This window comes from Phyllobacterium sp. NPDC097923 (assembly GCF_044760925.1).
In the GTDB taxonomy this organism is placed as follows: Bacteria; Pseudomonadota; Alphaproteobacteria; order Rhizobiales; family Rhizobiaceae; genus Phyllobacterium; species Phyllobacterium calauticae.
This window is the reverse complement of sequence record NZ_JBIWBL010000007.1, coordinates 69,481-94,644: the sequence shown is the minus strand read 5'-3', so window position 1 is coordinate 94,644 and position 25,164 is coordinate 69,481. Positions and strand designations below refer to the sequence as shown.

The 25,164-nt window shown below is 61.4% G+C and carries 24 protein-coding genes; 9 read left to right on the top strand and 15 right to left on the bottom strand.

Annotation, left to right across the window (positions count from 1 at the left end; genetic code table 11):
- The 8 genes from ACIQWS_RS23250 to ACIQWS_RS23215 form a co-directional block, all read right to left on the bottom strand.
- Window positions 1-798 carry an ABC transporter ATP-binding protein gene (locus ACIQWS_RS23250; RefSeq protein WP_403184725.1) on the bottom strand — a complete coding sequence of 266 codons (798 nt, stop codon included), beginning with the start codon at window positions 796-798 and terminating at the stop codon, window positions 1-3.
- 10 nt (window positions 799-808) lie between these two features.
- Entirely contained in the window at window positions 809-1,699 is an 891-nt protein-coding gene (gene ntrB / locus ACIQWS_RS23245) for a nitrate ABC transporter permease (protein ID WP_346305718.1), read from the bottom strand.
- Between the two features lie 10 nt (window positions 1,700-1,709).
- Window positions 1,710-3,008 carry a CmpA/NrtA family ABC transporter substrate-binding protein gene (locus tag ACIQWS_RS23240; protein ID WP_403184721.1) on the bottom strand — a complete coding sequence of 433 codons (1,299 nt, stop codon included), beginning with the start codon at window positions 3,006-3,008 and terminating at the stop codon, window positions 1,710-1,712.
- Between the two features lie 348 nt (window positions 3,009-3,356).
- The gene (locus ACIQWS_RS23235) at window positions 3,357-4,631 is read right to left on the bottom strand and encodes a CmpA/NrtA family ABC transporter substrate-binding protein (RefSeq protein ID WP_403184859.1); all 1,275 of its coding nucleotides are present in this window, start codon (window positions 4,629-4,631) and stop codon (window positions 3,357-3,359) included.
- Window positions 4,632-4,661: 30 nt separating this feature from the next.
- Entirely contained in the window at window positions 4,662-5,249 is a 588-nt protein-coding gene (locus tag ACIQWS_RS23230) for an ANTAR domain-containing response regulator (protein ID WP_403184719.1), read from the bottom strand.
- A 112-nt stretch (window positions 5,250-5,361) separates the two neighbouring features.
- Window positions 5,362-6,450 carry a Xaa-Pro peptidase family protein gene (locus ACIQWS_RS23225; RefSeq protein ID WP_346305722.1) on the bottom strand — a complete coding sequence of 363 codons (1,089 nt, stop codon included), beginning with the start codon at window positions 6,448-6,450 and terminating at the stop codon, window positions 5,362-5,364.
- A 72-nt stretch (window positions 6,451-6,522) separates the two neighbouring features.
- Window positions 6,523-8,112, bottom strand: coding sequence for an ABC transporter substrate-binding protein (locus ACIQWS_RS23220; RefSeq protein ID WP_403184716.1), 1,590 nt, complete (start codon window positions 8,110-8,112; stop codon window positions 6,523-6,525).
- 51 nt (window positions 8,113-8,163) lie between these two features.
- Window positions 8,164-8,745: an XRE family transcriptional regulator gene (locus ACIQWS_RS23215; RefSeq protein WP_346305724.1), complete on the bottom strand. Its 582-nt coding sequence runs from the start codon at window positions 8,743-8,745 to the stop codon at window positions 8,164-8,166.
- Window positions 8,746-8,948: 203 nt separating this feature from the next.
- On the opposite strand from ACIQWS_RS23215, the gene ACIQWS_RS23210 reads away from it, so the two are divergent.
- From ACIQWS_RS23210 to ACIQWS_RS23190, 5 genes are read left to right on the top strand one after another with little or no spacing between them, the layout of a single operon-like run.
- Window positions 8,949-10,016 carry an ABC transporter permease gene (locus ACIQWS_RS23210; protein ID WP_403184855.1) on the top strand — a complete coding sequence of 356 codons (1,068 nt, stop codon included), beginning with the start codon at window positions 8,949-8,951 and terminating at the stop codon, window positions 10,014-10,016.
- A gap of 9 nt (window positions 10,017-10,025) precedes the next feature.
- Entirely contained in the window at window positions 10,026-10,931 is a 906-nt protein-coding gene (locus tag ACIQWS_RS23205) for an ABC transporter permease (protein ID WP_223615392.1), read from the top strand.
- Window positions 10,928-11,764 (top strand): ABC transporter ATP-binding protein, encoded by an 837-nt coding sequence (locus ACIQWS_RS23200; RefSeq protein ID WP_403184712.1) that lies wholly within the window; start codon window positions 10,928-10,930, stop codon window positions 11,762-11,764. Before ACIQWS_RS23205 ends, ACIQWS_RS23200 begins: the two co-directional genes overlap by 4 nt.
- Complete coding sequence (locus ACIQWS_RS23195; protein WP_403184711.1) at window positions 11,761-12,501, top strand: ABC transporter ATP-binding protein; 741 nt, start codon at window positions 11,761-11,763, stop codon at window positions 12,499-12,501. Before ACIQWS_RS23200 ends, ACIQWS_RS23195 begins: the two co-directional genes overlap by 4 nt.
- A gap of 23 nt (window positions 12,502-12,524) precedes the next feature.
- Window positions 12,525-13,025 carry a GAF domain-containing protein gene (locus tag ACIQWS_RS23190; protein WP_403184708.1) on the top strand — a complete coding sequence of 167 codons (501 nt, stop codon included), beginning with the start codon at window positions 12,525-12,527 and terminating at the stop codon, window positions 13,023-13,025.
- A gap of 23 nt (window positions 13,026-13,048) precedes the next feature.
- Here ACIQWS_RS23190 and ACIQWS_RS23185 read toward each other — a convergent pair whose 3' ends face one another.
- The 7 genes from ACIQWS_RS23185 to ACIQWS_RS23155 are packed head-to-tail and all read right to left on the bottom strand — an operon-like array spanning window position 13,049 to window position 20,631.
- Window positions 13,049-13,447 carry a RidA family protein gene (locus ACIQWS_RS23185; RefSeq protein WP_288193455.1) on the bottom strand — a complete coding sequence of 133 codons (399 nt, stop codon included), beginning with the start codon at window positions 13,445-13,447 and terminating at the stop codon, window positions 13,049-13,051.
- 29 nt (window positions 13,448-13,476) lie between these two features.
- Complete coding sequence (locus tag ACIQWS_RS23180; RefSeq protein WP_346305730.1) at window positions 13,477-15,102, bottom strand: AMP-binding protein; 1,626 nt, start codon at window positions 15,100-15,102, stop codon at window positions 13,477-13,479.
- Between the two features lie 5 nt (window positions 15,103-15,107).
- Window positions 15,108-16,262 (bottom strand): acyl-CoA dehydrogenase family protein, encoded by a 1,155-nt coding sequence (locus ACIQWS_RS23175; RefSeq protein ID WP_403184704.1) that lies wholly within the window; start codon window positions 16,260-16,262, stop codon window positions 15,108-15,110.
- 1 nt (window position 16,263) lies between these two features.
- On the bottom strand, window positions 16,264-17,076 hold the full coding sequence (locus ACIQWS_RS23170) for an enoyl-CoA hydratase family protein (protein WP_403184702.1): 813 nt from the start codon (window positions 17,074-17,076) through the stop codon (window positions 16,264-16,266).
- Window positions 17,069-17,572, bottom strand: coding sequence for a MarR family transcriptional regulator (locus tag ACIQWS_RS23165; protein ID WP_346305733.1), 504 nt, complete (start codon window positions 17,570-17,572; stop codon window positions 17,069-17,071). Before ACIQWS_RS23165 ends, ACIQWS_RS23170 begins: the two co-directional genes overlap by 8 nt.
- On the bottom strand, window positions 17,569-18,330 hold the full coding sequence (locus ACIQWS_RS23160) for an SDR family NAD(P)-dependent oxidoreductase (protein ID WP_403184853.1): 762 nt from the start codon (window positions 18,328-18,330) through the stop codon (window positions 17,569-17,571). The genes ACIQWS_RS23165 and ACIQWS_RS23160 overlap by 4 nt, the downstream gene beginning before the upstream one ends.
- A 3-nt stretch (window positions 18,331-18,333) precedes the next feature.
- A complete protein-coding gene (locus ACIQWS_RS23155; RefSeq protein ID WP_403184700.1) occupies window positions 18,334-20,631 on the bottom strand; it encodes a bifunctional salicylyl-CoA 5-hydroxylase/oxidoreductase in 2,298 nt (765 codons plus the stop codon).
- A 137-nt stretch (window positions 20,632-20,768) separates the two neighbouring features.
- Here ACIQWS_RS23155 and ACIQWS_RS23150 point away from each other — a divergent pair, with 137 nt between their 5' ends.
- From ACIQWS_RS23150 to ACIQWS_RS23135, 4 genes are all read left to right on the top strand, one after another.
- On the top strand, window positions 20,769-21,533 hold the full coding sequence (locus tag ACIQWS_RS23150; RefSeq protein WP_403184699.1) for an enoyl-CoA hydratase-related protein: 765 nt from the start codon (window positions 20,769-20,771) through the stop codon (window positions 21,531-21,533).
- A gap of 1 nt (window position 21,534) precedes the next feature.
- Window positions 21,535-22,953, top strand: coding sequence for a 3-hydroxyacyl-CoA dehydrogenase NAD-binding domain-containing protein (locus ACIQWS_RS23145; protein ID WP_403184698.1), 1,419 nt, complete (start codon window positions 21,535-21,537; stop codon window positions 22,951-22,953).
- Between the two features lie 70 nt (window positions 22,954-23,023).
- Window positions 23,024-24,160 (top strand): ABC transporter substrate-binding protein, encoded by a 1,137-nt coding sequence (locus ACIQWS_RS23140; RefSeq protein ID WP_130272211.1) that lies wholly within the window; start codon window positions 23,024-23,026, stop codon window positions 24,158-24,160.
- A gap of 75 nt (window positions 24,161-24,235) precedes the next feature.
- Window positions 24,236-25,156, top strand: coding sequence for a branched-chain amino acid ABC transporter permease (locus ACIQWS_RS23135; RefSeq protein WP_346305739.1), 921 nt, complete (start codon window positions 24,236-24,238; stop codon window positions 25,154-25,156).
- The last annotated feature ends 8 nt before the right edge of the window (window positions 25,157-25,164 follow it).

Genomic DNA, 25,164 nt, shown 5'->3' with positions numbered 1-25,164 from the left:
TTACGCGGCCTCCACAAGACGGTGCCGCTCGTAGAGGAATTTCAGCACGGACGAACGGCAGCGGATATAGGTGGCATCGGCGGCAAGCTCGATGCGGCGGCGCGGGCGAACCAGCGGCACATCGAGGATTTCGCCGATCCTGGCGGAAGGACCATTGGTCATCATGACGATACGGTCGGAAAGCAGCACGGCTTCATCGACATCGTGGGTGATCATCAAGACCGTATTGGCAAGCTCCGTATGGATCTGCATGACCTGATCCTGCAGGTGCGCGCGGGTGAGCGCATCCAGCGCACCGAACGGCTCGTCCAGCAGCAGCACCTTGGGTTCCATGGCCAGCGCCCGGGCAATGCCGACGCGCTGCTTCATGCCGCCAGAGACTTCCGAGGGACGCTTGTCCCTGGCATGCACCATCTGCACCAGTTCGAGATTGCGCATGGTCCATTCATGCCGTTCCGCCCGGCTTTTGCTGGACGAGAAGACCTTGTCGACCGCCAGCTTGACGTTTTCATAGACGGTCAGCCAGGGCAGCAGCGAATGGTTCTGGAACACCACGGCACGGTCGGGTCCCGGCGTGTCGACGACATTGCCTTCGAGAAACACCACGCCGCGCGTCGCCTGCGTCAGCCCGGCAACGATGTTGAGCAGCGTTGACTTTCCGCAGCCGGAATGGCCGATGATCGAGATGAACTCGCCTTTGTCGACGCTCAGCGAGACCTGATTGAGAACCTGCGTGCTGGTGCCGGCACGGCTGAACACCATATCGATCTGTTCGAGGGAGAGATAGGGTTTCGACATGATGGCTTCCTCAAGCGCTTGCGGTGTTGCGGGTGACAGTCCGGGCGACGAAGGCGATGGCGCGGTCAAGCAGGTAGCCGACGATGCCGACATAGATCAGGGCCAGGATGATGTCGCTGATGCGCGACGAGTTCCACGCATCCCAGATGAAGAACCCGATGCCGACGCCGCCGATCAGCATCTCGGCGGCCACGATGGCGAGCCATGACAGGCCGATGCCGATGCGCAGGCCCGTGAAAATATAGGGCGCGGCGGCGGGGATCATGATCTTGGTGAAATATTCGAACTGGTTGAGACGCAGCACCCGCGCGACATTCTGATAGTCCTGCGGAATATTGCGAATGCCGACAGCGGTGTTGATGATGATCGGCCAGATGGCCGTGATGAAGATCACGAAGATCGCCGAGGGATTGCCGTCCTTGAACGCGGCCAGCGACAGGGGCAGCCAGGCGAGCGGCGGCACCGTGCGCAGCACCTGAAAGATCGGATCGAGCCCGCGCATCGCCCATTCGCTCTGCCCGACGAGGGTGCCGAGCGCAATGCCCGCCACGGCGGCGAGACAATAGCCCATAGCAACCCGCCGGAGGCTTGCGAGGATATGCCAGAACAGCCCCTGATCGACACCCTGTCCGGCATAGAACGGATGGATGATCAGCTCCCAGGTCTCCGAGACCACCCGTGAGGGCGGCGGCACGCTCGCCGTCGGCGACGAACAGAGGATTTCCCACAGCACCAGCAGGAAGACCAGCGTGATGATGGGCGGCACCACATGTGCCGCCAGGGAGGTGAGCCATGGCGGCAGGCGGCGGGATGAACCGGTTTTCGGCGGGATGGAAAGCGTCATGATTTTGGCCGCCTGGGGCTTTTCGGTCGGACGGATGGGAACGGGGCTGGCTGTCATGCCGGTTTCCTCACGCAAAACGTTTGATTTCAAGGCTGGCGAGATAGGTCTGCGGGGCATCCGGATCGAACACCTTGCCATCGAAGAAGGTTTCGGGACCCCGTGATGTCGAAGCCGGAATGTCGGCCGCAGCAACACCAAGTTCCCTGGCGGCGTCGCGCCAGATGTCCTCGCGGTTCACCTTGCCGACCAGCGCTGAAATGTCGGTGTCCGGTGCAAATTTGCCCCAGCGGATATTCTCGGTCAGGAACCATTTTTCATGGCTCTGGAAGGGATAGGATGTGTGATCGCGCCAGAACTTCATCAGATGCGGGCTGGCTGTCTCGACGCGTCCCGAACCATAGTCGTAGTCGCCCTTCAACCGCCCCGCGATATCGCTTGCAGGCACATTGAACCACGCGCGCTTGCCGACGATTGCCGCCAGTTCATCTTTGTTGGCGAGATCATCCGCCCATTGCTGCGCCTCCATGACAGCCATCAGCAGGGCCTTGGTGGCATTGGGATTTTTCTCCACCCAGTCCGCCCGCATAGCGAAGGATTTTTCCGGATGCTTGGCCCAGATTTCAGCTGTGTTGACCGCGGTATAGCCGATGCCCTGATTGACGAGCTGCGCATTCCACGGTTCACCGACACAGAAGCAGTCCATGGTGCCGACCTTCATGTTGGCAACCATCTGCGGCGGCGGAACCACGATGGTTTCCACGTCCTTGTCCGGGTCGATCCCGCCGGCGGCCAGCCAATAGCGGATCCACAGATCATGCGTGCCGCCGGGGAAGGTCATCGCGGCCTTTGCCGCATTGCCTTCCGCCTTCTTCCTGGCAAAGGCTTCCCTGAGCACGCCCGAATTGACCCCGGCTTTCAGACCGGCATAGGCCGAACCAACCGAAATACCCTGCGCATCCAGATTGAGGCGCGCAAGGATGACCATCGGCAGGGGCTGATTGTTCTGGGTGACCTTGCCGGTGCTGATGAGATACGGCATCGGCGTCAGGATATGCGCGCCGTCAATGCCATTGCCCGCCGAGCCGAGCACCAGATTGTCCCGCGTCGTGCCCCACGATGCCTGCTTGACGACCTCGACATCGGGCATGCCGTGTTTGGCAAAAAGCCCCCTTTCCTTGGCAACGATCAGCGGCGATGCATCCGTCAGCGCAATGAAACCGAGCGTCGCCTTGGTGGTCTCGGGTCCGGCAGCGGCCGCATAGGCGCCGCCCGGAAGCGCAGCCTTTGCCGCCGCCAGCAGCGCCAGCGTGCCGCCCGCCTGCAAAAGCGTTCGTCTTGTCAAGCCTGTCGGCAAAATCACCTTCATCGCAATTCCCCTTCGCAGCGCTGCTTCTGGTGCAGCTTGAGCCATAAAAAAACGCCGCCGGATGAAGTGCATTCACCCGATCCGGTGAATGAACTCGCCCAAGCGACGTCTGTGTCTTTGAAAGCATCCGATGGCGATGCTCGCGGTTCCTGTCTTCGTTGACGGAACGGTTTTATAAAAGCAATAAGCGTGCCAACCGGATATTATATTTATAAGCCATTGTAATTGATATATATTTTTATAGTTCAGCTATTTTTCACTGACGGCAGTCGAAGAGCGGCGCAGGCGAAATGGGCAGAACGGCCATCAAACCCGCTCATTTATTGTGCAGAGCACAAATTCTACCCATCAGGTTTCATCCCGTGTTGTAACCGGGTTTTCAAGATTGTGGACATTGAAGCCCTTGAGATAGGCGGGAATGTCCTGGGGGTCGAAGACAGCCCCATCGATGAACCCGTCCTGGCGCTGGCCGCCCTCCACGCGCACATCCGCCGACGGTATGTCGGCGCGGGGTCCCAGCGCATGGCGGTAGAGATCGGGACGGAAGGCGGTCGCAACCTTTTCCTGCTTTTCCTTGGAGTGATCAACCTGCCCCCACCGCACCATCTGGCTGAATATCCATTGCGCCTGGCTGATCCACGGAAAATTCGCGCCATCGCGATGGAAGGTGAAGTAGTCGGAGACCGTCCGCTCGTGCCCGTCGGGGTCGGTGGTGAACCTGCCCATGAGAACCCGGTGCAGAATGTCCTCCGGCGCATCGATATAACGCGGCTCGGCCAGAACATCGGCAAGGACGCGCCGGTTGTCCGGCACATCGCACCATGCGGCGGCGCGATCCAGCGCGACGATCAGCCTCGCCAACGTTTCAGGATTGGTATCCGCCCATTCCGGCCGCACGCCGATGACCTTCTCCGGACTGGATGGCCAGATATCCTCCTTGACCGCAACAATCCGTCCGACCTCGCGGGCGACAGCCACCATATTCCAGGGCGCGCCGACGCAGAAGCCGTCAATGGCCCCCGCCGACAGGGCATCGGATGTCATGGGCGGCGGCACGACCACCAGTTTGACGTCGCGGTCCGGATGGATGCCGCCGGCCGCCAGCCAATAACGCAATTCATAATTGTGCGATGAAAACGGATAGGTCGTGCCAAGCACCGGCAATGGCTCGCCACGAACCTTTATGTCGTCAATCACGCACTTGAGGGCTTCGGCATTGGCAAGCGCGCCCTCGTCTCCGGCCAGATCCGCCAGCGCCTGCATGCGGCGATACAGCTTCACCGACAGGGTAATGGCATTGCCGCCCCGCCCCAGCGTGAACGGCGTGATGACCGCTGACGGATTGGAACCGAGCCCCAAGGCGGAGGCGACCGGCATGGGCGCCAGCATGTGCGCGATATCAAACTGCCGGAACGCCAGCCGATCCCGGATATTGGCCCAGGACACGTCTTTCACAAGTTCAAGTTGAATGCCTTCGCGCGTGGCAAATCCGAATTCGGCCGCCGCGATGAGAACGGAAGCATCGACAAGCGGAATGAAGCCCGCGCGAACGACGGAGACGCCGTCACGGCGGACCGCTGCCGGCGCCGCGAGGCCACCGCCCATGCCCTGGCCATTGTCCATCCGGATAAAACTCACGGCCAACCTCTCTTTCTAGCTTCCGAGCATGGCTGCCGCCATGACGACGCTCTGTGCAATATCGGCGAGCTTCTTCTTCTCGTTCATGGCGGCCTGCCGCAGCAGCGCATAAGCCTCGTCTTCCGATATTGTGCGCGATTTCATCAAAATACCCTTGGCGCGCTCGACGACCTTGCGCTCTTCCAGGGCGCTTTTTGCCTCCGCCAGTTCCTGCTGCAGCCGGCTGAAAGCCTTGAAGCGGCTGACCGCCATGTCGAGAATGGGTTTGACGCGCTCCTTCTTCAGGCCGTCGACCACATAAGCGGACACACCGGCATCCACCGCCGCTTCGATCGACGCCGTATCGGAGCTGTCGACAAACATGGCGATCGGCTTGCGCACGGAACGGCTGAGCTGGAACAGATGCTCCAGCATGTCGCGATTGGGGGTTTCGATATCGATGACGATGACATCGGGCGCGATCCGCTCGATCTGCCGGGCAAGACCGACGATGTCGTGCAAAACAACGACGCGATCATGGCCGGCCTCCCGCAATCCCTCTTCGATAATGGAAGCGCGGATACGGTTTTCGTCGAAGACCATGATCGATAGCGGTGTAGACATGCCTTAATTTTGCGCATGCCCTCAAATTGTGCAATGCTACATTAGCGCACATCAACAAAAGTAGTGCGGGCGGCCGCTTCACACCCGAAACGGCCGCCTTCAGCGCAATGGATCAGGCCTTGAAGGCAGCCCGCGGCAGTTCGGACAGCACTTCCGCCCTGTTGCCGCGCATAATGACGATCTCCTCAAGGCGGACGCCGAATTTACCGCTGAGGTAAATGCCCGGCTCGATCGAGAACACATGCCCGTCCTCGAGAATGGCCTCGGAAGTCGCGGTGATATAGGGCGGCTCGTGGATGTCGATACCCATGCCATGGCCGGTGCGGTGCAGGAAATATTCACCGTAACCCGCCTGCGTGATGACATCGCGCGCCGCCTTGTCAACTTCCTTGGCGGCAACCCCCGGTTTGGCTGCAGCCAGCGCCGCCTTGACGGCGGCATCGAGAACCGCGTGCACCTTGTCGAAATCCGCGGGCGTTTCACCGCAGACGGCAACACGGGTCATGTCGCTGGGATAGCCGTCACTGCGCCCGCCAATGTCGATCAGCACCGCTTCATTGGCCTTCAGCACGCGCTCGCCGGTGTGATGGTGCGGATATGCGCCATTTTCACCGAAGCAGACGCTGGTGAATTCCGGCTTCGCATTGTTTGCCTTGTAGTAGTCCCGGACAACACCGGCAATCTCGAGCTCGGTCACGCCGGGCTTCAACGCGGCAAAAGCTGCCCGCATCGCGCCGTCATTGATGAGCGCATTGGCCTTGAGCGCGGCATATTCCGCCTCGTCCTTGCGGGCGCGCAGATAGCCGACGGTGTCGTTGAGGAAGGTGCGCCTGGCACCCGGCAGCGCATCGATCACCAGCAGGGCGAAATCCGCCCGCATCGTTTCATCAAGCGCGATCCTGATATCCTGTTTTGTCCCGACGACGTCTTTCAAAACAGCGGCCAGCGCCGCATCGGGACCCTCGCCATCCGTCCATGGGTAGAACGGCAGGTCGGTATGCTGGCGCGAGCTGTCGGCATTGAGTGCCGGCATCAGTATCCCGGCGTGATCCCTGCCGACAAACAGCATGACCGGCCGCTCGTCGCCATGCGGCGAGAGCCCGGCAAGCCAGACCATATGCGAGGACGGACCAACGACGACAAGGTCGGTTCCGGTTTCAGCCATGCGCTCCCGCAGGCGCGCCATCCGAAGTTCAGACATTTTACTATTCCCGTTGTTATGGATGCCGTGGCAAGGCCGCCCGACGATCCGGACGGCCTTTAAAGTTTCTGGTCAGTTCTTCTTCACGAGGCGGTAGAAGACGAAGTCCGATGTTGCACCGTTCACATAGCCCGAAACAGTCTTGGCGAGCGCAACCTGTGTGGCCGCCTGGAACATGACGATGATCGGTGATTTCGCCTGCACCTGCTTCTGCAGGTCGACATACATCTGATTGCGCTTGGACTGGTCCGCCTCAGCGCGCGCCGCCTTGGTTGCAGCATTGAGTTCGGCAGGCACCGCCCAGCCATTGCGCCACGTGGTGGTCGACTGGTAATTGCCGTCCGAATTGTCCTCGTTGAAGGCAAATGCCTTGGCGTTCGAATCCGGGTCCATGAAATCCGGGCCCCAATAGAGCAGCATGGCTTCGTGGGTGCGGGCACGGTATTTGGTGATGACCTGGCTGCCCGTTCCCGGAATGATGTTGAAGTTGATCCCGGCTTCGGCAAAACCCGCCTGCAGCGACTGCGCCATATCGGTGAACGGCGTTGAATTGATCACATCCAGCGTCACCTTGATCGGGGTTTTCACGCCGGCATCGGCAAGGATCTTCTTCGCCTTGGCCGGATCATAGGTATAGGGCGTCTCATCGAGCGATCCGGGGAAACCCGCCGGCCAGAATGCCTGATGCACCTGCATCTGCCCCTTGAGGAACGAGTCCGTCATGCCCTTGTAGTTGACGAGATAACGTGCGGCCTCCCAGATGGCCGGATTGGTCAGCGCCTCGTCCTTCTGGTTCAGGCTGAGGAAATGCACGGCGGCCTGCGGATAGGTTTCCACATTGACCGTACCCTTGGTCGAAAGGCTGGCGACCTGATCCGGCGTCAGGTTCTTGGCAATGTCCACATCGCCGGATTCGAGCAGCAATTGCTGTGTCGCCGCTTCCGCCACGTGGCGGATGATGACCGACTTCATTGCCGGTGCGCCGCCGAAATAGTTGGGATTGCCGGCAAGGTTGATGATCTCGGCCGGACGGAAAGCCTTCAGGACGAAGGGGCCTGTCCCGGCGGAATTCGCCTTGAGCCAGGCATTGCCCATGTCGCCATTGGCTTCGTGGCCCTGCACTGTCACCGCATCGATGATCGAGGCCGGGCGGGCGGCAAGAACGTTGAGCACAAAGGCGGACGAGAAATCGCCATCATATTTGACGACGATCTTATTGCCTGAAGCCGTGACCATCTTGTCATAGTTTGCAGGGGTCCAGCCCAGCTGCGCCAGGATGAAGGCAGGCGCCTTGTTCAGCGCGATGACGCGCTTCCAGGAATAGACCACATCTTCCGCACGCAGCGGGTTGCCGGATGTGAATTTCACGCCGTCCCGCAGGGTGAAGGTGATGGTCCTGGCGGCATCATCCGCCGTCCATGCCGTCGCCAGACCTGGCGCCAGCGTCTTCACATCGGGCGCATCATACTGCACCAGACGGTCATAGGTCTGGGTCACATATTCGCCCGAGGTGAACTCATAGGCCTCGGCCGGATCGATGCTGACGATGTCGTCGATATTCTGGGCCACGACAAGCGCATTGCCGGGCGTTGCCGCATGGGCAAGCGGCGCTGCCGATACGATCATGGAAGCGGCCAGCAGTGCCGCCTTGAACAGTTTCATTCTTCATTCTCCTCTGGATTGTTCTTGTTGTTGGGTTTTTTGTTGAAGGTTTTAGAGCCGGGGCCGGAACACGGGCAGTGTCCCCGTCCACAGAACCCGCGCCGTCTTGCCGGTGTCATTCCACCAGGCATGGGGCCGGTTGCCGCGAAAATGCAGGCTGTCGCCCGCCGAGATCACCACTTCCTCGTCATCGAGCCTGTGGGTGATGGCACCCTCCAGCACGTAGAGGATTTCTTCGCCTTCGTGGCTGACCGTTTCGGAACGATAACCCGCCGGTATGTGCATGATGACGGACGAGAGGACGTTCCCGGCAAAATCCGCGGCGATCTGTTCGTAGACAATGGAGGAACCGTCGACCGAAAACTTCTGCCGCTCGCCCTGACGGGTCAGCGCATCTTCCGCCGTGGGCGTGGCAATGAAATAATCCACTCCGACGTCGAGACTGCGCGCAATCTGTGCAAGCGTTCCCAGCGACGGTGTGGCATGATCGCGCTCGACCTGGCTGAGATAGCCGACCGAAATACCTGCAGCGTCGCAGATTTCCTGCAATGTCAGCTGCAGTTGCCGCCGGCGTGCCCGGATCATGGCCCCGACCTTGGGCTGTGGCGCAGCGTTGCGAAGTTCGGACGTCATGGGCGATTCCAATCCCAGTAAAATTTCTTTGATCTAAGCAAAAATTTTTGTATGGTCCAAGCAGAATCTTCGGCGAGGTCAGGGAAAGTGTCATTACACCTGCGACTTTCAGACCGGGATCAACGGGAACAATCGACACACATGGGCCAACCCAATGGCCCAAAATGGGGAAGGCTCTGGGTTTGGCATTCGAATCCGAAACAGTGGCAGATATTGCCACCAAGCCGGTCAGACGGCCGGGCTTGCACAGGAGCCGTGGCGCCCGCCTGCTGCTCGGGCTGGCCGGGTTCGTCGTATCGGTGCTCATCACCTTTCTCGGGCTTCTGGCAATCACCTTCTTTATCGGCCGCGTTGTTCCCATCGACCCGGTTCTGGCCGTCGTGGGTGACCGGGCGCCGCGCGCTGTCTACGAGGCGGCACGGCTACAGATGGGCCTGGACCAGCCCGCTCCCATCCAGTTCATCCGCTATGTTGGCTCAGTCCTGTCGGGCGACCTCGGCACATCCGTGTCGACGGGCAAACTCGTTCTCGACGACCTGAAGCGCGTGTTCCCCGCAACACTCGAAATGGCAACGCTCGGCATCATCATCGGCGTCCTGCTCGGCGTTCCCATGGGTGTCTATGCGGCGAGCCGCAGAGGCAGCCTCGTTGATCAGGTCATCCGGGTGATCGGGCTTTTGGGCTATGCCGTGCCAGCCTTCTGGCTCGGCCTTGTCGGCCTTGCCGTCTTCTATGCACGGTTGAAATGGGTCGCCGGACCCGGCCGCCTCGACATCTTCTATGATGGCCTCGTCGATCCCGTCACCGGCATCGTGCTGATCGACAGCCTGCTTGCCGGTGAACCCGAGATTTTTGTCAATGCGCTCTGGCATCTGGCCTTGCCGGCCTCCGTGCTCGGCTTCTTCAGCCTTGCCTATATCGCGCGCATGACGCGCTCCTTCATGCTCGACCAGTTGTCGCAGGAATATGTGACGACCGCGCGCGTCAAGGGCGTTTCGGAGCGGCTGGTCATCTGGCGCCATGCCTTCCGGCCCATTCTGGTTCCCCTGATCACCGTGATCGGCCTTTCCTATGCGGGCCTGCTGGAGGGATCGGTGATGATCGAGACGATCTTCTCCTGGCCGGGCATCGGCAATTATCTCACCGTGGCGCTGCTCAATGCCGACATGTCCGCCGTTCTCGGTGCCACGCTGGTGATCGGCGCGGTGTTCATCGGCATCAACAAGATTTCCGACGTGCTCTACCGCGTCCTCGATCCCCGTGCGCGTTAGGAGCTCCTGATGGCAAACGTCCACAGCTGGCTGATCGATGACAGCCCCGCCTCCCGCCTGCAGGCCCGGCTCGGCCGCCTCTACCGGATATGCGGCGCCCTGTCGCGCAATCCGCTGGCAGCCGTCGGCGCGATCATCATTCTGGTATTGATCCTCACGGCGATCTTCGCGCCGCTGATCGCAACCCATGATCCGCTGAAGCAGGATCTGGCGCAGCGCCTGCTGCCGCCCGGCAGCGGCAACTGGATGGGGACCGATGAGCTGGGGCGGGACATCTGGTCCCGCGTCGTCTACGGCGCGCGCATCACATTGGTCATCGTCGTGCTGGTCGCGGTGCTGGCAGCGCCTGCCGGCCTGATCATCGGCGCCATATCAGGATATTTCGGCGGATGGATTGACCGCGTCCTTATGGGCGTCACCGATATTTTCCTGTCCATGCCGAAACTCATCCTGGCGCTCGCCCTCGTCGCGGCATTGGGGCCCGGCATCGAGAACGCCATCATCGCCATCGCCATCACCTCATGGCCTGGCTACGCCCGCATCGCCCGGGCGGAAACACTCACCTTCAAGAATGCGGAGTTCATTGCCGCCATCCGCCTGCAGGGCGCATCGTCGCTGCGGGTCATTCTCGGCCACGTGCTGCCGCTGTGCACCTCCTCAATGATCGTGCGCGTCACGCTCGACATGGCCGGCATCATCCTGACCGCCGCCGGTCTCGGCTTCATCGGCCTCGGGGCGCAGCCTCCGCTGCCTGAATGGGGCGCCATGATTGCGCGCGGCCGCTCGTTCATCCTCGACCAGTGGTGGGTCGCCACCATGCCGGGCTTTGCCATCATCATTGTCAGCCTCGGCTTCTGTTTCCTCGGCGACGGCCTGCGCGATGTCCTCGATCCCAAGAGCGGAGAACAGCGGTGAGTAAGCCCCTGCTTGAGATTGAAAACCTGCGGGTCTCCTTCCCCACGCACAAGGGCATGATCGACGTGGTGCGCGGTGCCTCCTTCACGCTTGGCCGCGAACGGCTGGGCATTGTCGGCGAAAGCGGCTCGGGCAAATCGATGACCGGGCGCGCCATACTCAAACTCATCCGCGCGCCGGGAACGATCCGTGCTGACAGGTTCCGCTTCGACGGTATCGACCTGCTGCAACAGTCAGAGAGGGCAATGCGCGGCATTCGCGGCGCCCGCATCTCCATGGTGATGCAGGACCCCAAATTCTCGCTCAACCCCGTCATGACTGTGGGCGAGCAGATTGCCGAAGCCCTGCAAACCCACCAGCGCCCGCCCCGCCGGGAAACCCAAAGGCGCGTGCTCACCATGCTCGAAGCCGTGCGCATCGATGATCCCGAACGGGTCGCCAGCCTTTATCCGCACGAGATATCCGGCGGCATGGGCCAGCGGGTGATGATCGCCATGATGCTCATCCCCGAGCCTGATCTGCTGATTGCCGACGAGCCCACCTCGGCGCTCGACGTTTCGGTGCAGGCACAGGTTCTCGATATCATCGACGAGCAGGTCAAACGCAAAGGCATGGGCCTGATCTTCATCAGCCATGACCTCAACCTCGTCTCCAGCTATTGCGACCGCATACTGGTGATGAACACCGGCGAGATCGTCGAGGAATGCCAGGCGGGCGAATTGCGCAACGCCGTGCATCCCTATACGCGCGGACTGATTGCCGCCATTCCGCGGCTCGATGAAACGCGTGACGAACTGCCCGTTCTCGACCGCAGCGCATGGGTGGCCAAATGACCGCGCTTTCCCTGAAACATCTCGACATCTCCTATGGCGAGACCCAGATCACCCACGGCATCACCCTCGATATCGCGGAGGGCGAGAGCTTTGCGCTGGTCGGCGAAAGCGGCTCCGGCAAATCGACGGTGCTGAAAGCGGTTGCCGGTCTCGCACCACAATGGACCGGATCGATCACCGCTTTCGGCCAGGCGCGCACGCATGGTATCGACCAGCATTTCGCCCGGCATTGCCAGATGGTGTTTCAGGACCCCTATGGTTCGCTGCATCCGCGTAAAACCATCGATGCCATCCTGAGCGAACCGCTGGCCATCCATGGCATCGGCAATCAGAACGGCCGGGTCGAGGATATGCTGGTTGCGGTCGGGCTCGACCGCAAGTTCCGTTTCCGCTATCCCCATCAATTGTCCGGCGGCCAGCGCCAGCGCGTCGCCATCGCCCGCGCCCTGATGCTTGAACCCAAGCTCCTGCTTTTGGACGAGCCGACCTCGGCGCTCGATGTCTCGGTACAGGCCGAGATTCTCAATCTGCTGAAGCGCCTGCGCCGCGAACAGAACCTCACCTTCCTCATGGTGACCCACAACCTGCCTGTCGTGTCCTTCCTCTGCGACCGTCTGGCGGTGATGCGCCACGGGCGGATTGTCGAGATCGCCGCTGTGGCCGACCTCAAGCGCGGTGCGCTCCAGGAAACCTATTCGCGTGAACTGATGGATATCAGCGTCGCGCATGCCGGTTGAACAATGACCCCAAGGAAATGAAAATGACACAGGATGAAGTAGCAACGGCTTTGGCCGAATTTGACGCGGCCATTGCCGCGGGCACCCATGCCGAAGCGCCGTGGCAGGCATTGCAGACGCTGTCGCAGAAGATCATCGGCGCCAAGCTGTTCACCATCATGACCGTCGACATGAAGAACGAGCTGGCCCGCCGTGAATACACCTCCGACGCCGAGAGTTATCCGATGTCCGGCACCAAGCCGATCCATTACGACCGTTGGTTCGACACCGTGCACAAGGACAGGCAGTCCTTCGTTGCCAACACCATCGCCGATATCGCGACGGTGTTTTCCGACCATGAAACGATCTGGGCGCTCGGCTGCGGCTCGGTCATCAACATTCCCGTGGTGATTGCGGGCGAGCTGCTCGGCACGGTCAATTGCCTCGATGTCGAGCACCACTACACGCCGGAGCGGGTCGAGCGCTCCAAACTGCTGGCCATTCCGGCCAAGCTGGCGTTTCTGGCGGCCAGCAAGGCCGCCTAGCCAGTGCGCTCCTGCCCGTGCAATCAGCGGGCAGGAATGACGGCTGTCGCCTCGATTTCAACCAAGGCGCGATCTTCCAGGAGGGCCACGACCTGTACCAGGGTCATCGCCGGATAGTGCCGGCCGAAAACGCGGCGATAGGCTTCGCCCAGCCGTTTCTGTTCGGCGACATAGACCTTCTTGTCGGTGATGAACCAGGTCAGCCGCACGAGATCGGTTGTCTCGGCACCCGCACTTGCCAGGATATCGACAATGTTGCGCATCGCCTGCTCGGCCTGCTCGACGAAATCATCGGTCTCGAATGTCTGGTCCTTGGTCCAGCCGATCTGGCCGCCGACAAAGATGACCTTCCCCTCGGCTGCCATGCCGTTGGAGTATCCCTTTGCCGCCGGCCAGCCCTGCGGGTGTATGATCTCTGCCATTCGAGTTTCCTGCCTGATTATTAAATGGGTTATTGCTGATATGCCTTGCGCAATTGAAAGCGCTGTATTTTCCCGGTCGCCGTCTTGGGCAGCGCATCGAGGAACTTGATCGAACGCGGATATTTGTACGGCGCTATGACCTGTTTGACATGGTCCTGCAAGCGCTTGACCGTTTCCTCGCTGGCCGCCACACCCGCCTGCAGCACCACATGCGCCTGCACGATCTGGCCGCGCTCCGCGTCGGGAGCGCCAATGACCGCGCATTCGCTGACATCGGGATGGGCGAGCAGTGCCGCTTCCACCTCGGGACCGGCAATGTTGTAACCGGCGGAGATGATCATGTCGTCCGAGCGCGCGGCGAAATGGAAATAGCCATCCGCGTCCTGAAAGAAAGAATCGCCGGTCAAATTCCAGCCGTCGCGCACATAATTCTTCTGGCGCTTGTCGGCGAGATAGCGGCAGCCGATCGGCCCGCGCACCGCCAGCCTGCCGATCTCGCCGCGCGGCACTTCGCGCATCGCCTCATCGACTATAATGGCCTGGTAGCCGCTGACGGGCTTGCCCGTCTTGCCCGGCCCCGAATCCTCCAGCCGGTTGCTGATGAAGATGTGCAGCATTTCCGTGGCGCCGATACCGTCGAGCAGCGGCTTGCCGGTCTTCTGCATCCAGGCTTCGTAGATCGGCGCTGGCAGCGTCTCGCCCGCCGAAACCGCGATGCGCAGCGAGGAAAGATCCGCCCCCTCGTTCATCGCCTGCAGCATGACCCGGTAGGCGGTCGGCGCGGTAAAGCTGATCGTTGCCTTGTAGGTCTCGATGATGTCGATCATCTTCGGCGGTGTCGCCTGTTCCAGAAGAGTTGCCGCCGCGCCGAACCGCAGGGGGAAGATCGCCAGCCCGCCAAGACCGAAGGTGAAGGCAAGCGGCGGCGAGCCCACGAATACATCGTCAGGACGCACATCAAGCACTTCCTTCGCATAGCCGTCGGCGATGATGAGAAGATCCCGATGAAAGTGCATCGTCGCCTTCGGCTCGCCCGTGGTGCCCGATGTGAAGCCGAGCAGCGCAACATCGTCGCGGCCGGTCTTCACCGCCTCAAAACGCACGGATTTGTCGAGCGCGATCCGGTCCAGTTCCGCCTCGTGATTGGCCGTGCCGTCAAAGCCGACAACGCGCTTCAGGAACCTGCTCGTTTTGGCGCAGGTCTCCATGTCTTCGAGCAGCCGCGTATCGCACAGCGCCAGGGATATCTGCGCCTTGTCGACGATCTGGGTGAGTTCGCCGGCCCGCAGCATCGGCATGGTATTGACGACGACGGCACCCACCTTGGTTGCCGCCAGCCAGCAGGCGACCATGGCCGGATTGTTGGCGGAGCGGATCAGAATGCGGTTGCCCGGCTCAACGCCGTAGTTCTCCACCAGCGCATGGGCGATGCGGTTGGTCCAGTCGGTCAGTTCCTTGTAGGTGCGGCGGCGGCCATTGCCGATCAGCGCCGTATTGTCACCGAACCCCTTGGCCACCATCGCGTCGGTCAGTTCCACGGCGGCATTCAGCCATTCCGGATACTGGAAATTTTCCATCAGCAATTCCGGCCATTCCTCAAGCGGAGGAAGATTATCCCGGGTAAAGTGATCCGTATGCGCCGATGGTCCCAACATTCTCTTTATCCCCTTGCAAGTTCATGCCTTGCGATGATTATTTTTTGTACGTCCGACGCACCTTCATAGATGCGCAATGCCCTGATTTCCCGGTAGAGGCGCTCGACGACACTGCCTTTGCGCACGCCGTCCCCGCCGTGGATCTGGACTGCCTTGTCGATCACGCTCTGCGCGCGGTCGGTGGCATAGAGCTTGGCCATAGCGGCTTCCCGGCTGACCCGTTCAGCGCCGCTGTCCTTCAGCCACGCCGCCCGGTAGACGAGCAGCGCCGCCGCATCGATGTCGAGCGCCATGTCGGCAATATGCCCCTGCACCATCTGCAGCTCGGACATGGGTGCACCGAAGAGATGGCGGCCATTGGCGCGCTTGACCGCTTCCTCGAGCGCCCTACGGGCAAAGCCCAGCGCGGCTGCCGCAACGGTCGAGCGGAAAACATCAAGCACCGACATGGCGATGCGGAAACCCTGCCCCGGTGAACCGATCAGCGCGGATGCCGGAATCCGGCAATTATCGAAGACCAGCCGCGCCAGCGGATGCGGCGCGATCACTTCAAGACGTTCGGCAATGATCAGGCCCGGCGTAGCCGCGGGCACGATGAAGGCAGAAATGCCCTTGGCACCCTCCCCCTCACCGGTGCGGGCAAACACCGTATAGACATCGGCGATGCCGCCATTGGAAATCCAGGTCTTTTCGCCGTTGAGGACAAATCCGTCGCCATCGCGCACGGCTGACAGCTCAAGATTGGCAACGTCGGATCCCGATTGCGGTTCACTGAGGGCGAAGGCCGAGAGCGCCTTGCCCGCCCGCGTCCGCGTCAGCCATTCCCGCTTCTGCGCATCGGTCCCGAACAGGGAGAGTGCGCCGGTGCCGAGCCCCTGCATGGCAAAGGCGAAATCCGCCAGACCATCGTGCCGCGCCAGCGTCTCGCGGATGATGCAAAGGCTGCGCACGTCAAGCTTGCCACCGGCTGCCGGATCAATTGCCGTGTGCTTGAGAAGACCGGCCGCTCCAAGCCTGGCAACCAGTTCGCGGCAGGCGTCATCGACCTTTTCATGATCGATATGGCCGGTGTTGTCCGTGGCCCACTGCTCCACCGCATCGGCGAGCCGGCGATGCACATCGTCGAAGAAAGGCCATGACAGGAAGCTGCGGTCCATCATCTCAGTCGCCCTTGAACACGGGGGTCTGATGCGCAACGAAGGCATCATAGGCCCGCTGGAAATCCTGCGTCTGCATGCACAGAGCCTGCGCCTGCGCTTCCGCCTCGATGGCCTGATCGATCGACATGGACCATTCCTGATTGAGCATGGTCTTGGTCATCATATGGCCGAATGTCGGGCCTTCGGCGAGGCGCCTTGCCAGTTTCAGCGCCTCAGCGTCCAGTGTTTCCGCATCGACAATGCGGTTGTAGAAGCCCCAGCGCTCGCCCTCTTCGGCCGACATGCTGCGCCCGGTATAAAGCAGCTCGGCTGCGCGGCCCTGGCCAATGATCCTTGGCAGGATGGCGCAGGCGCCCATATCGCAGCCGGCAAGTCCGACACGCGTGAACAGGAAGGCGGTTTTGGCGGCCGGTGTCGCCAGACGCAGATCGGACGCCATGGCGATGATCGCGCCTGCACCCACGCACACGCCGTCCACGGCGGCGATAACCGGCTTGCCACAATGCATGATGGCCTTGACCAGATCGCCCGTCATGCGGGTGAATTCCAGCAGGCTCTTCATGTCCATCTGCAGAAGCGGGCCGATGATATCGTGCACATCGCCGCCCGAGCAGAAATTGCCGCCATTGGAGCCGAAAACCACGGCCTTGATGTCGTCGGCATAGACGAGCGCGCGAAAACAGTCGCGCAATTCGGCATAGCTGTCGAATGTCAGCGGGTTCTTGCGCTCCGGCCGATCAAGCGAGATAACCGCGATGCCGTCGGTGACATGCCATTTGAAATGGGTCGCCGTGTAATTTGCCATCTCACGCATCGTGTTCCCCCTCGCTGTGCAGTCCTTGCGCATGTTCAATCGTGTCCAGCGTGGCGAGCAGCCCGGCTGTCACATCCACCGGCAGGCTGCCGAAAATCTCGTTGATCCAAAGCTCATGCGCGGCGGCCATCCGGGCGAACTCATCCCGGCCCCGCTGGGTTAGCCGGACCAGCATGGCGCGTTTGTCACCCGCAACCGGCACCCGCAACACCGCCCCATCCAACACGAGCCGCTCGATGATGCCGGTGACATTGCCGTTGGAAACCCGCAGCGCCGAGGAGAGCTCGCTCATTTTCAGCCCCTCCTCGAACCGGTAGAGCGCGGCCATGACATCAAAACGCGGCAGGGTCGTATCGAACTCGACCCGCAGGTTTTCGCGCACCACCGCCTCGACATGCTTGGTCGCCTTGAGCATTTTCAGCCAGACGCGCAGGCTCTGCTTCACCTGCTCGGGCCCGGCTTTGCGGGCGGCGGACGGGCTGGTCTTGCTGCTCATACTTCGCCTCCTGAAATGGATATGGCCTGCCCGGTGACGGAGCCGGAATGCGCGCCGCACAGCCAGAGCACCGTCTGCGCGATCTCCGCAGGCTGGATCAGGCGTTTCTGCGGATTGGATGCAACAAGCGCTGCAACGGCGTCCGCATGGCTCTTGCCGGTCTTCTGCATGATCGTTTCGATGGCGCGTTCAAGCATCGGCGTTTCGGTGAAGCCGGGACAGACGGCATTGACTGTCACCCCGGTCTTCGCCAGTTCCAGCGCCAGCGATTGCACCAGCCCGATCACGCCGTGTTTCGCCGCGGCATAGGCTGAGACATAGGGATAGCCCTTCAGCCCCGCCGTCGAGGCAATGGCAATCAGCCGTCCGTCATTTTTCGCCAACATATCCGCCAATCCCTGCTGGAAGGTCAGGAACACGCCGGTCAGGTTGAGATCGATCTGGCTTTGCCATGTCGCAAGGTCAAGTTTCTGGAATGGCATGCTGGCAGCCGACCCGGCATTGGCAATGGCGATGTCGAGCGGACCGGCTTCGCTGCGGATGCGTTCGAACAGCTGGCGGGAGGAACCCTCATCCGTGACATCGGCAGCGATGGGAACAATGCGTTCCGACTGTGCCGCGATCTCATTCAAGGCATCCATCCGGCGGCCCGCAATCACCACCTTTGCCCCCTCGCCCGCCAGGGCAAGCGCGATGGCGGCGCCGACGCCGGAGCCGCCGCCGGTGACCAATGCGACCTTGCCCTGGAGTGACTGCATCATCTACGCGCCCTCGATGGGAGCAATGACTTCGGCACGCTCCGCCAGCCGGTACATCTGATCCCGCCCGGGATAATAGGGTTTCGGCCAGTCCACGCCCTTGTCACCCAGCGCCACGGCCGCATGCAGGGTCCAGTAGGGATCGGCGAGATGCGGGCGTGCAAGGCAGACAAGATCGGCACGGCCGGCAAGCAGGATGGAATTGGCGTGATCCGGCTCGTAGATATTGCCGACGGCCATGGTTGCCATGCCCGTCTCGTTACGGATGCGGTCGGAGAACGGCGTCTGGAACATGCGGCCATACACCGGCTTGGCGTCTATCGAGGTCTGTCCAGCCGACACGTCGCAGATATCGACACCCGCCTCCTGCAGCATCCGCGCAATATCGACGGCATCCTGCGGGGTTATGCCTTTCTCGCCTACCCAGTCATTGGCGGAAATGCGCATGGATATCGGCTTTCCCGACGGCCAGACGAGACGCACCGCACGGAAAATCTCCAAGGGATAGCGCATACGGTTTTCCAGGGAGCCGCCATAGGCGTCGGTGCGGTTGTTCATGACCGGCGTTATGAACGACGACAGGAGATAGCCATGCGCCGCATGGATTTCCAGCATGTCGAACCCGGCCCGGTCAGCCATTTCGGCCGAGGCAACGAACTGGTCACGAACCCGATCCATATCGGCCCGGGTCATGGCGGTAGGTGTCTGGTTGTCCGCTGACCACGGCAGATCGGAGGCGGACAGGACCGGCCAGTTGCCGTCAGGCAGCGGCACATCCGTTCCCTCCCAGCCAAGGCGCGTCGAGCCCTTCGCACCGGAATGCCCAAGCTGGCAGCTGACCTTCGCCCCCGTCTCCGCATGGATGAAATCGACAATGCGCTTCCACGCCACCTCATGCTCCGGCGCATACATGCCGGTGCAGCCGGGCGTGATCCGCCCTTCCGAACTGACGCAGGTCATCTCGATGGTCACCAGACCCGCCCCGCCCTTGGCGCGCTCGCCGTAATGGACGAGATGCCAGTCGGTGGGTGTCCCGTCGATAGCCTTGTACTGCGCCATCGGAGAGACCACGATGCGGTTCTTCAGGGTCAGATCACGCAGTTTGAACGGTGCAAACATCGGTGCGCGCTGCGTTCCCCGCTTCGCCCCGGCCTTTTCCTGAAACCACGCTTCGGCGCTTCCCAGCCACGCCCTGTCACGCAGCCGCAGGTTTTCATGGCTGATGCGCTGCGAGCGGGTCAGAAGCGAATAGTTGAACTGGACCGGATCGAGATCGAAATAGCGCTCGACCTCCTCGAACCATTCGAGTGAATTGCGTGCAGCCGATTGCAGCCGCAGCACCTGCAGCCGCCGCTCGTCCTCGTATTTGGCAAAGGCGTCCGCAACGGACTTTTCCGAATGCAGATAACCAGCCAACGCAATCGCGCTTTCCAGCGCCAGCTTGGTACCGGAACCGATGGAGAAATGCGCAGTCGCCGCCGCATCGCCCAGCAGGACCACATTGTCGTGGGACCACTTTTCGCACAGCACGCGCGGAAAACTGATCCAGGCCGAACCGCGGATATGGTTGGCATTGGTCATCAGCGCATGGCCGCCAAGATATTTGGCGAAAATCCGCTCGCAGACCGCAATCGACTCCTGCTGGCTCATTGCGCCAAAGCCGAACTTGTCCCAGGTCTGCTGGCTGCATTCGACGATGAATGTCGCCGTATCCGCATCGAACTGGTAGGCATGCGCCCAGACCCAGCCATGCTCGGTTTCCTCAAAGATGAAGGTGAAGGCATCGTCGAATTTCTGGTGTGTGCCAAGCCAGACGAACTTGCATTTGCGCGTGTCGATTTCCGGCTTGAAATGCGCGGCAAAGGTCGAGCGGGCGCGGGAATTCAACCCGTCGGCGGCAACGACCAGATCGTAATTCTTGGCAAGGGCGGCGATGTCTTCGACAGGTGTTTCAAACTGCAGCTTGACGCCGAGTTCGCGCGCCCGCTCCTGCAGCAGCATCAGCAGCGTCTTGCGCCCGATGCCGCAAAAGCCGTGGCCGGTCGACACCGTCTCGGTCTGCTTGAAATGAACGGCAATATCGTCCCAATAGGCGAAATGGTCGCGGATCGCATCGGCACTGACGGGATCGTTGGCGGCGAGATTGGACAGGGTTTCGCTTGACAGCACCACGCCCCAGCCGAAGGTGTCATCGGCCCTGTTGCGCTCGATCACCGTGATGTCGTGGCCGGGATCGCGCAGCTTCATGCTGATCGCGAAATAGAGACCGGCGGGCCCTCCTCCAAGACAGGCGATCTTCATCAGGCACACTCCCGTTTGACCTTGCTCATCGTGTCACCGCATCAAAATAATTTCAAGCATGAAATTTCAAGCTTGAATAATTTCCGATTTATAGGGATAGTCTGGTCAAGCAGAGCAAACTGCAGGGGGGATGCGATATGGAAAACTATATCCAAACCGACGTGAAGGATGGTTACGCCATCCTGACATTGACACGCCCCGAGGCGCGCAATGCGCTGAACACCAGCATGCTCAAGCAGCTGGCCGACAGCCTCGCGCGCTTTGACCGCGACCCCGAAATCCGCACCATCATCCTCACCGGCGCCGAGGGCAATTTTGCTTCTGGCGCTGACGTCGGCGAAATCGCCGACAAAACATCCGTCGATGGCGTGCACGATCTGCGCCTGCATGCATGGGACGCCATCGCCAGGGTGCGCAAGCCGCTGATCGCGGCGGTGGAGGGCTATTGTCTCGGCGGCGGATTTGAACTGGCGCAGCGCTGCGACCTGATCGTTGCTGCCGGCAATGCCACCTTCGGGCAGCCGGAAATCCGGCTCGGCCTTATTCCCGGTGCGGGCGGCATTCAGCGGCTGACAGCGCTTCTGGGAAAATCCCGGGCAATGCGGCTGCTGCTGACCGGTGAAACCATCAGCGGCACCGATGCGTTCGACTGGGGTATTGCGTCGCACGGCACCCCGGCCGGGGAAAGCCTCGCGACGGCTGAAGACCTTGCCGCGAAACTCGCCAAGGGCGCACCGCTGGCCCAGCAGTTCGTCAAGCAGGCGGTGCTGACAGCACTGGACGATCAGAATGCCCTGGCGCTGGAGCGCCGGTCGTTCGAATTGCTGCTCTCGACTGACGACAAGGCCGAGGGCATTGCCGCCTTCCGCGCCAAGCGCCAACCCGAATTCCGGGGGCGCTAGCGTGGGCAAGCCGGTCAACATTGTTGGCGTTGCCGGTGCAGGCACCATGGGCCGGGGCATCGCGCATCTGCTGGCACGATCCGGAATAAAGACAATCCTCTATGACACGCAGGACGGCATGGCCGCCAAGGCGAAGGCTGCGATCCTTGCCGATATCGGCCAGCGCATCGCTCGCGGCAAATCGACGGAAGGCGAGCGCGACGCCTGCGCCGGGAACATCGTCATCGCCGACACCTTGCAGGACATGGCGCCGGCGCATCTCGTCATCGAAGCGATCATCGAGACGCTGGACGCCAAGGCAGACCTGTTTCAGGCACTGGAGAAGGTCTGCGCCACGGATTGCCTCCTTGCCACCAACACCTCTTCCCTTTCCGTCGAAGCCATTGCCCGCACGATCCGGCATCCCCAGCGCTTTGCCGGGTTGCATTTCTTCAACCCCGCCCCGCTGATGAAGCTGGTGGAGGTCGTCGCTGGGCCACAAACGGAAGCAGGCGTGACGGAGCGGCTGTCCGGTCTCGTCAAGATCTTGGGCAAGCAGCCCGTCGAGGTGCGCGACAGCCCCGGCTTTCTCGTCAATCGCTGTGCCCGGCCCTTCTACGGCGAAGCGCTGCAACTTCTGGAAGATCGCGTTACCGATGCCGCAACCATCGACATGTGCCTCACATCGTCAGGCGGCTTTCCGCTCGGGCCGTTCGAGCTGATCGATCTTGTCGGCGTGGATATCAACCTCGCCGCAACAGCCTCCGTATGGCAGGGATTCGACCGGTCGCCACGCTTCAAGCCGTCACCGCTCCTCGAGAATATGAAGGCCGGGGGCAGGCTCGGCCGCAAAACCGGAAGCGGATTTTTCACCTATCCGCGTCAGGACAATGTGCTGCCCGGTGACAGTTCCATATCGACTGTCGACGAGTTGAAGCGGCAACTGGAAACACGCACCGGTGTTGCCGTGCATCTGAGCGACGGGCGGACGGCCCGCGAACTGTCCACGGACAGCCGCCAGCCGGTCATCGTGCTTGACCGGCAGATCGGCCATTGGCGCGGCCCCGTTTCCCTCGCCTTCGCCCAGCATGATCTGCGCGACGCCGATATCCGGTCCATGGCGCTGCAGGCCAAATCGCTGGGTGTTGAACTGCACGAGGTGACGGACACGCCCGGCCTCATATTCCTGCGCGTGGCGGCCATGCTGGTCAATGAGGCAGCCTTCGCCTTCGGGCAGGGACTGGCCACGACAGCGGGAATCGATACCGCGCTGAAACTCGGCCTGAATTTCCGCCACGGCCCGCACGAGATGCTGGAGGCGCTCTGGATCGCGGCGATCACCAACACGCTGGAGCGTTGCGGCCATATCCACCCTTCCGGGCGGTATGATGCGTGCCCGGCTTTGACCAGCTTTGCGCAGGAGAAATCAACCCAGAGTTAGTCAGCACGGGCACTTGCATCGCGAATCAATTTAGAATTGAGATGAACCATAAAATAAGGGGAACGACGCAATGAAACGAATAGCAGCAGCGGCATTGATGGCGGGTTTGACTTTTGCCGGTCAGGCCATGGCCGAACCCGTGAAGATCGGCATGATCACGACATTGTCCGGCGGCGGTGCAGGCCTTGGCATCGATATACGCGACGGCTTCCTTCTCGCCATCAAGGAGTCCGGCAACAAGGACATCAAGGTCATCGTCGAGGACGATGCGCAGAAGCCGGAACTTGCCGTGCAGATCGCCGACAAGATGGTCCAGAGCGAAAAAGTCGACATCCTGACCGGTATCGTCTGGTCCAACCTCGCCATGGCGGTCGTGCCGGGCGTTGTCGGCCAGGGCACCTTCTACCTGTCGACGAATGCCGGCCCCTCCGCACTTGCCGGCGCCAACTGCAATCCGAACTATTTCAACGTCGCCTACCAGAACGACAATCTGCATGAGGCCATGGGCAATTACGCCAACACGGCAAACTACAAGAAGACCTTCATTCTTGCGCCGAACTATCCCGCTGGCACCGATGCGCTCACCGGCTTCAAGCGCTTCTACAAGGGTGCGCTGGCAGGCGAGCTCTACACCAAGGTCGGCCAGACCGATTATGCCACCGAGATCGCGCAGATCCGCGCTTCGGGTGCCGATTCCGTCTACTTCTTCCTGCCCGGTGGCATGGGCATCGCCTTCATGAAGCAGTATTCGCAGTCCGGCATTTCCACGCCGGTCATGGGTCCCGGCTTCTCCTTCGATCAGGACGTGCTCGGCGCCATCGGCGATGCGGCCATCGGCGTGAAGAACTCGTCGCACTGGTCGAAGGATCTCGATAACGCCGCCAACAAGAAATATGTCGCTGCGTTCAAGGCCGAGTACAAGCGCCTGCCGTCGCTCTATGCGACACAGGGCTACGACACAGCGAACCTGATCCTTTCGGCCGTCGCCAAGGCCAGCGTCAAGGACAAGGATGCGTTCCGCGCCGCCCTCAAGGAAGCCAAGTTCGATTCCGTGCGCGGCAAATTCAAGTTCGGCAACAACAACCACCCGATCCAGGACATCTATGTGCGTGAAGTGATCAAGGAAGACGGCGTTCTCACCAACAAGATCGTCGCCACCAGCTTCACCGATCATCAGGATGCCTACGCGGCCAGCTGCAAGATGTGAACGATAGAGGGCGCGCGGGCGAAAAATCCGCGCGCCCTCTATACCTGTGATCGTCTCATCGGATTGGATTGAACCTTGTCTTCGGCCCTCCTCATCGAACAAGCCCTCAACGGCCTGCAGTTCGGCGTCATGCTGTTTCTGATGGCCGCCGGATTGACGCTGATCTTCGGCGTCATGGGCGTGATCAACCTTGCCCACGGCTCGCTCTACATGGTCGGGGCCTTCGCCTGCGCGGCGGTTGCCGCCTATACCGGCTCGTTCTGGCTCGGCCTGGTGGCAAGCCTCATTGCCGCTGCCGCCGCAGGCGCCATCGTCGAAGTCACGGTGATCCGCCGTCTCTACAACCGCGATCACCTGGATCAGGTGCTTGCCACCTTCGCGCTCATCCTGATCTTTTCCGAGGGCACGCGCTGGGTGTTCGGCTCCTTTCCGCTCTATCTCGACATCCCGAAGGTGCTGCAGGGCGCGATCAGCCTGCCGGGCGGCGGGCAGTACCAGCTTTACCGGCTTGCCATCATCGGCGCCGGTCTCATCGTCGCCATCGGGCTTTATCTGCTGATCGCAAAGACAAGGCTCGGCATGCGCATCCGCGCCGGTGAATCCGACCGGGAAATGATCGGCGCGCTCGGCGTCGACATCGCTTCTCTCAACACCATCGTCTTTGCCCTTGGCGCTGCGCTGGCTGGCCTCGCCGGCGCGCTTGTCGGTGCACTGCAATCGGTGCAGGTCGGCATGGGCGAACCGGTGCTCATCCTCGCCTTCGTCGTCATCGTCATCGGCGGCATCGGCTCCATCAAGGGCGCGCTGGCTGGCGCCATTCTTGTCGGCGTGGTCGATACCATGGGCCGGTTCCTGCTCCCGCAGCTTTTTGCCCTGTTCATGCAGCCGTCACAGGCGGCAACGGCAGGCGCGGCCATCGCCTCGATGCTCATCTACATCGTCATGGCCTTCATTCTGGCAGTGAGGCCGAAGGGCCTCTTTGCGGTCAATGCGTGAGGGGCGGA

Bases quoted from the DNA above. Each gene is read 5' to 3' on its own strand.
- ACIQWS_RS23250 (WP_403184725.1), bottom strand. From the start codon at position 798: ATGTCGAAACCCTATCTCTCCCTCGAACAGATCGATATGGTGTTCAGC.
- ntrB (WP_346305718.1), bottom strand. From the start codon at position 1,699: ATGACAGCCAGCCCCGTTCCCATCCGTCCGACCGAAAAGCCCCAGGCG.
- ACIQWS_RS23240 (WP_403184721.1), bottom strand. From the start codon at position 3,008: ATGAAGGTGATTTTGCCGACAGGCTTGACAAGACGAACGCTTTTGCAG.
- ACIQWS_RS23235 (WP_403184859.1), bottom strand. From the start codon at position 4,631: ATGGACAATGGCCAGGGCATGGGCGGTGGCCTCGCGGCGCCGGCAGCG.
- ACIQWS_RS23230 (WP_403184719.1), bottom strand. From the start codon at position 5,249: ATGTCTACACCGCTATCGATCATGGTCTTCGACGAAAACCGTATCCGC.
- ACIQWS_RS23225 (WP_346305722.1), bottom strand. From the start codon at position 6,450: ATGTCTGAACTTCGGATGGCGCGCCTGCGGGAGCGCATGGCTGAAACC.
- ACIQWS_RS23220 (WP_403184716.1), bottom strand. From the start codon at position 8,112: ATGAAACTGTTCAAGGCGGCACTGCTGGCCGCTTCCATGATCGTATCG.
- ACIQWS_RS23215 (WP_346305724.1), bottom strand. From the start codon at position 8,745: ATGACGTCCGAACTTCGCAACGCTGCGCCACAGCCCAAGGTCGGGGCC.
- ACIQWS_RS23205 (WP_223615392.1), top strand. From the start codon at position 10,026: ATGGCAAACGTCCACAGCTGGCTGATCGATGACAGCCCCGCCTCCCGC.
- ACIQWS_RS23195 (WP_403184711.1), top strand. From the start codon at position 11,761: ATGACCGCGCTTTCCCTGAAACATCTCGACATCTCCTATGGCGAGACC.
- ACIQWS_RS23190 (WP_403184708.1), top strand. From the start codon at position 12,525: ATGACACAGGATGAAGTAGCAACGGCTTTGGCCGAATTTGACGCGGCC.
- ACIQWS_RS23185 (WP_288193455.1), bottom strand. From the start codon at position 13,447: ATGGCAGAGATCATACACCCGCAGGGCTGGCCGGCGGCAAAGGGATAC.
- ACIQWS_RS23180 (WP_346305730.1), bottom strand. From the start codon at position 15,102: ATGTTGGGACCATCGGCGCATACGGATCACTTTACCCGGGATAATCTT.
- ACIQWS_RS23175 (WP_403184704.1), bottom strand. From the start codon at position 16,262: ATGATGGACCGCAGCTTCCTGTCATGGCCTTTCTTCGACGATGTGCAT.
- ACIQWS_RS23170 (WP_403184702.1), bottom strand. From the start codon at position 17,076: ATGCGTGAGATGGCAAATTACACGGCGACCCATTTCAAATGGCATGTC.
- ACIQWS_RS23165 (WP_346305733.1), bottom strand. From the start codon at position 17,572: ATGAGCAGCAAGACCAGCCCGTCCGCCGCCCGCAAAGCCGGGCCCGAG.
- ACIQWS_RS23160 (WP_403184853.1), bottom strand. From the start codon at position 18,330: ATGCAGTCACTCCAGGGCAAGGTCGCATTGGTCACCGGCGGCGGCTCC.
- ACIQWS_RS23155 (WP_403184700.1), bottom strand. From the start codon at position 20,631: ATGAAGATCGCCTGTCTTGGAGGAGGGCCCGCCGGTCTCTATTTCGCG.
- ACIQWS_RS23150 (WP_403184699.1), top strand. From the start codon at position 20,769: ATGGAAAACTATATCCAAACCGACGTGAAGGATGGTTACGCCATCCTG.
- ACIQWS_RS23140 (WP_130272211.1), top strand. From the start codon at position 23,024: ATGAAACGAATAGCAGCAGCGGCATTGATGGCGGGTTTGACTTTTGCC.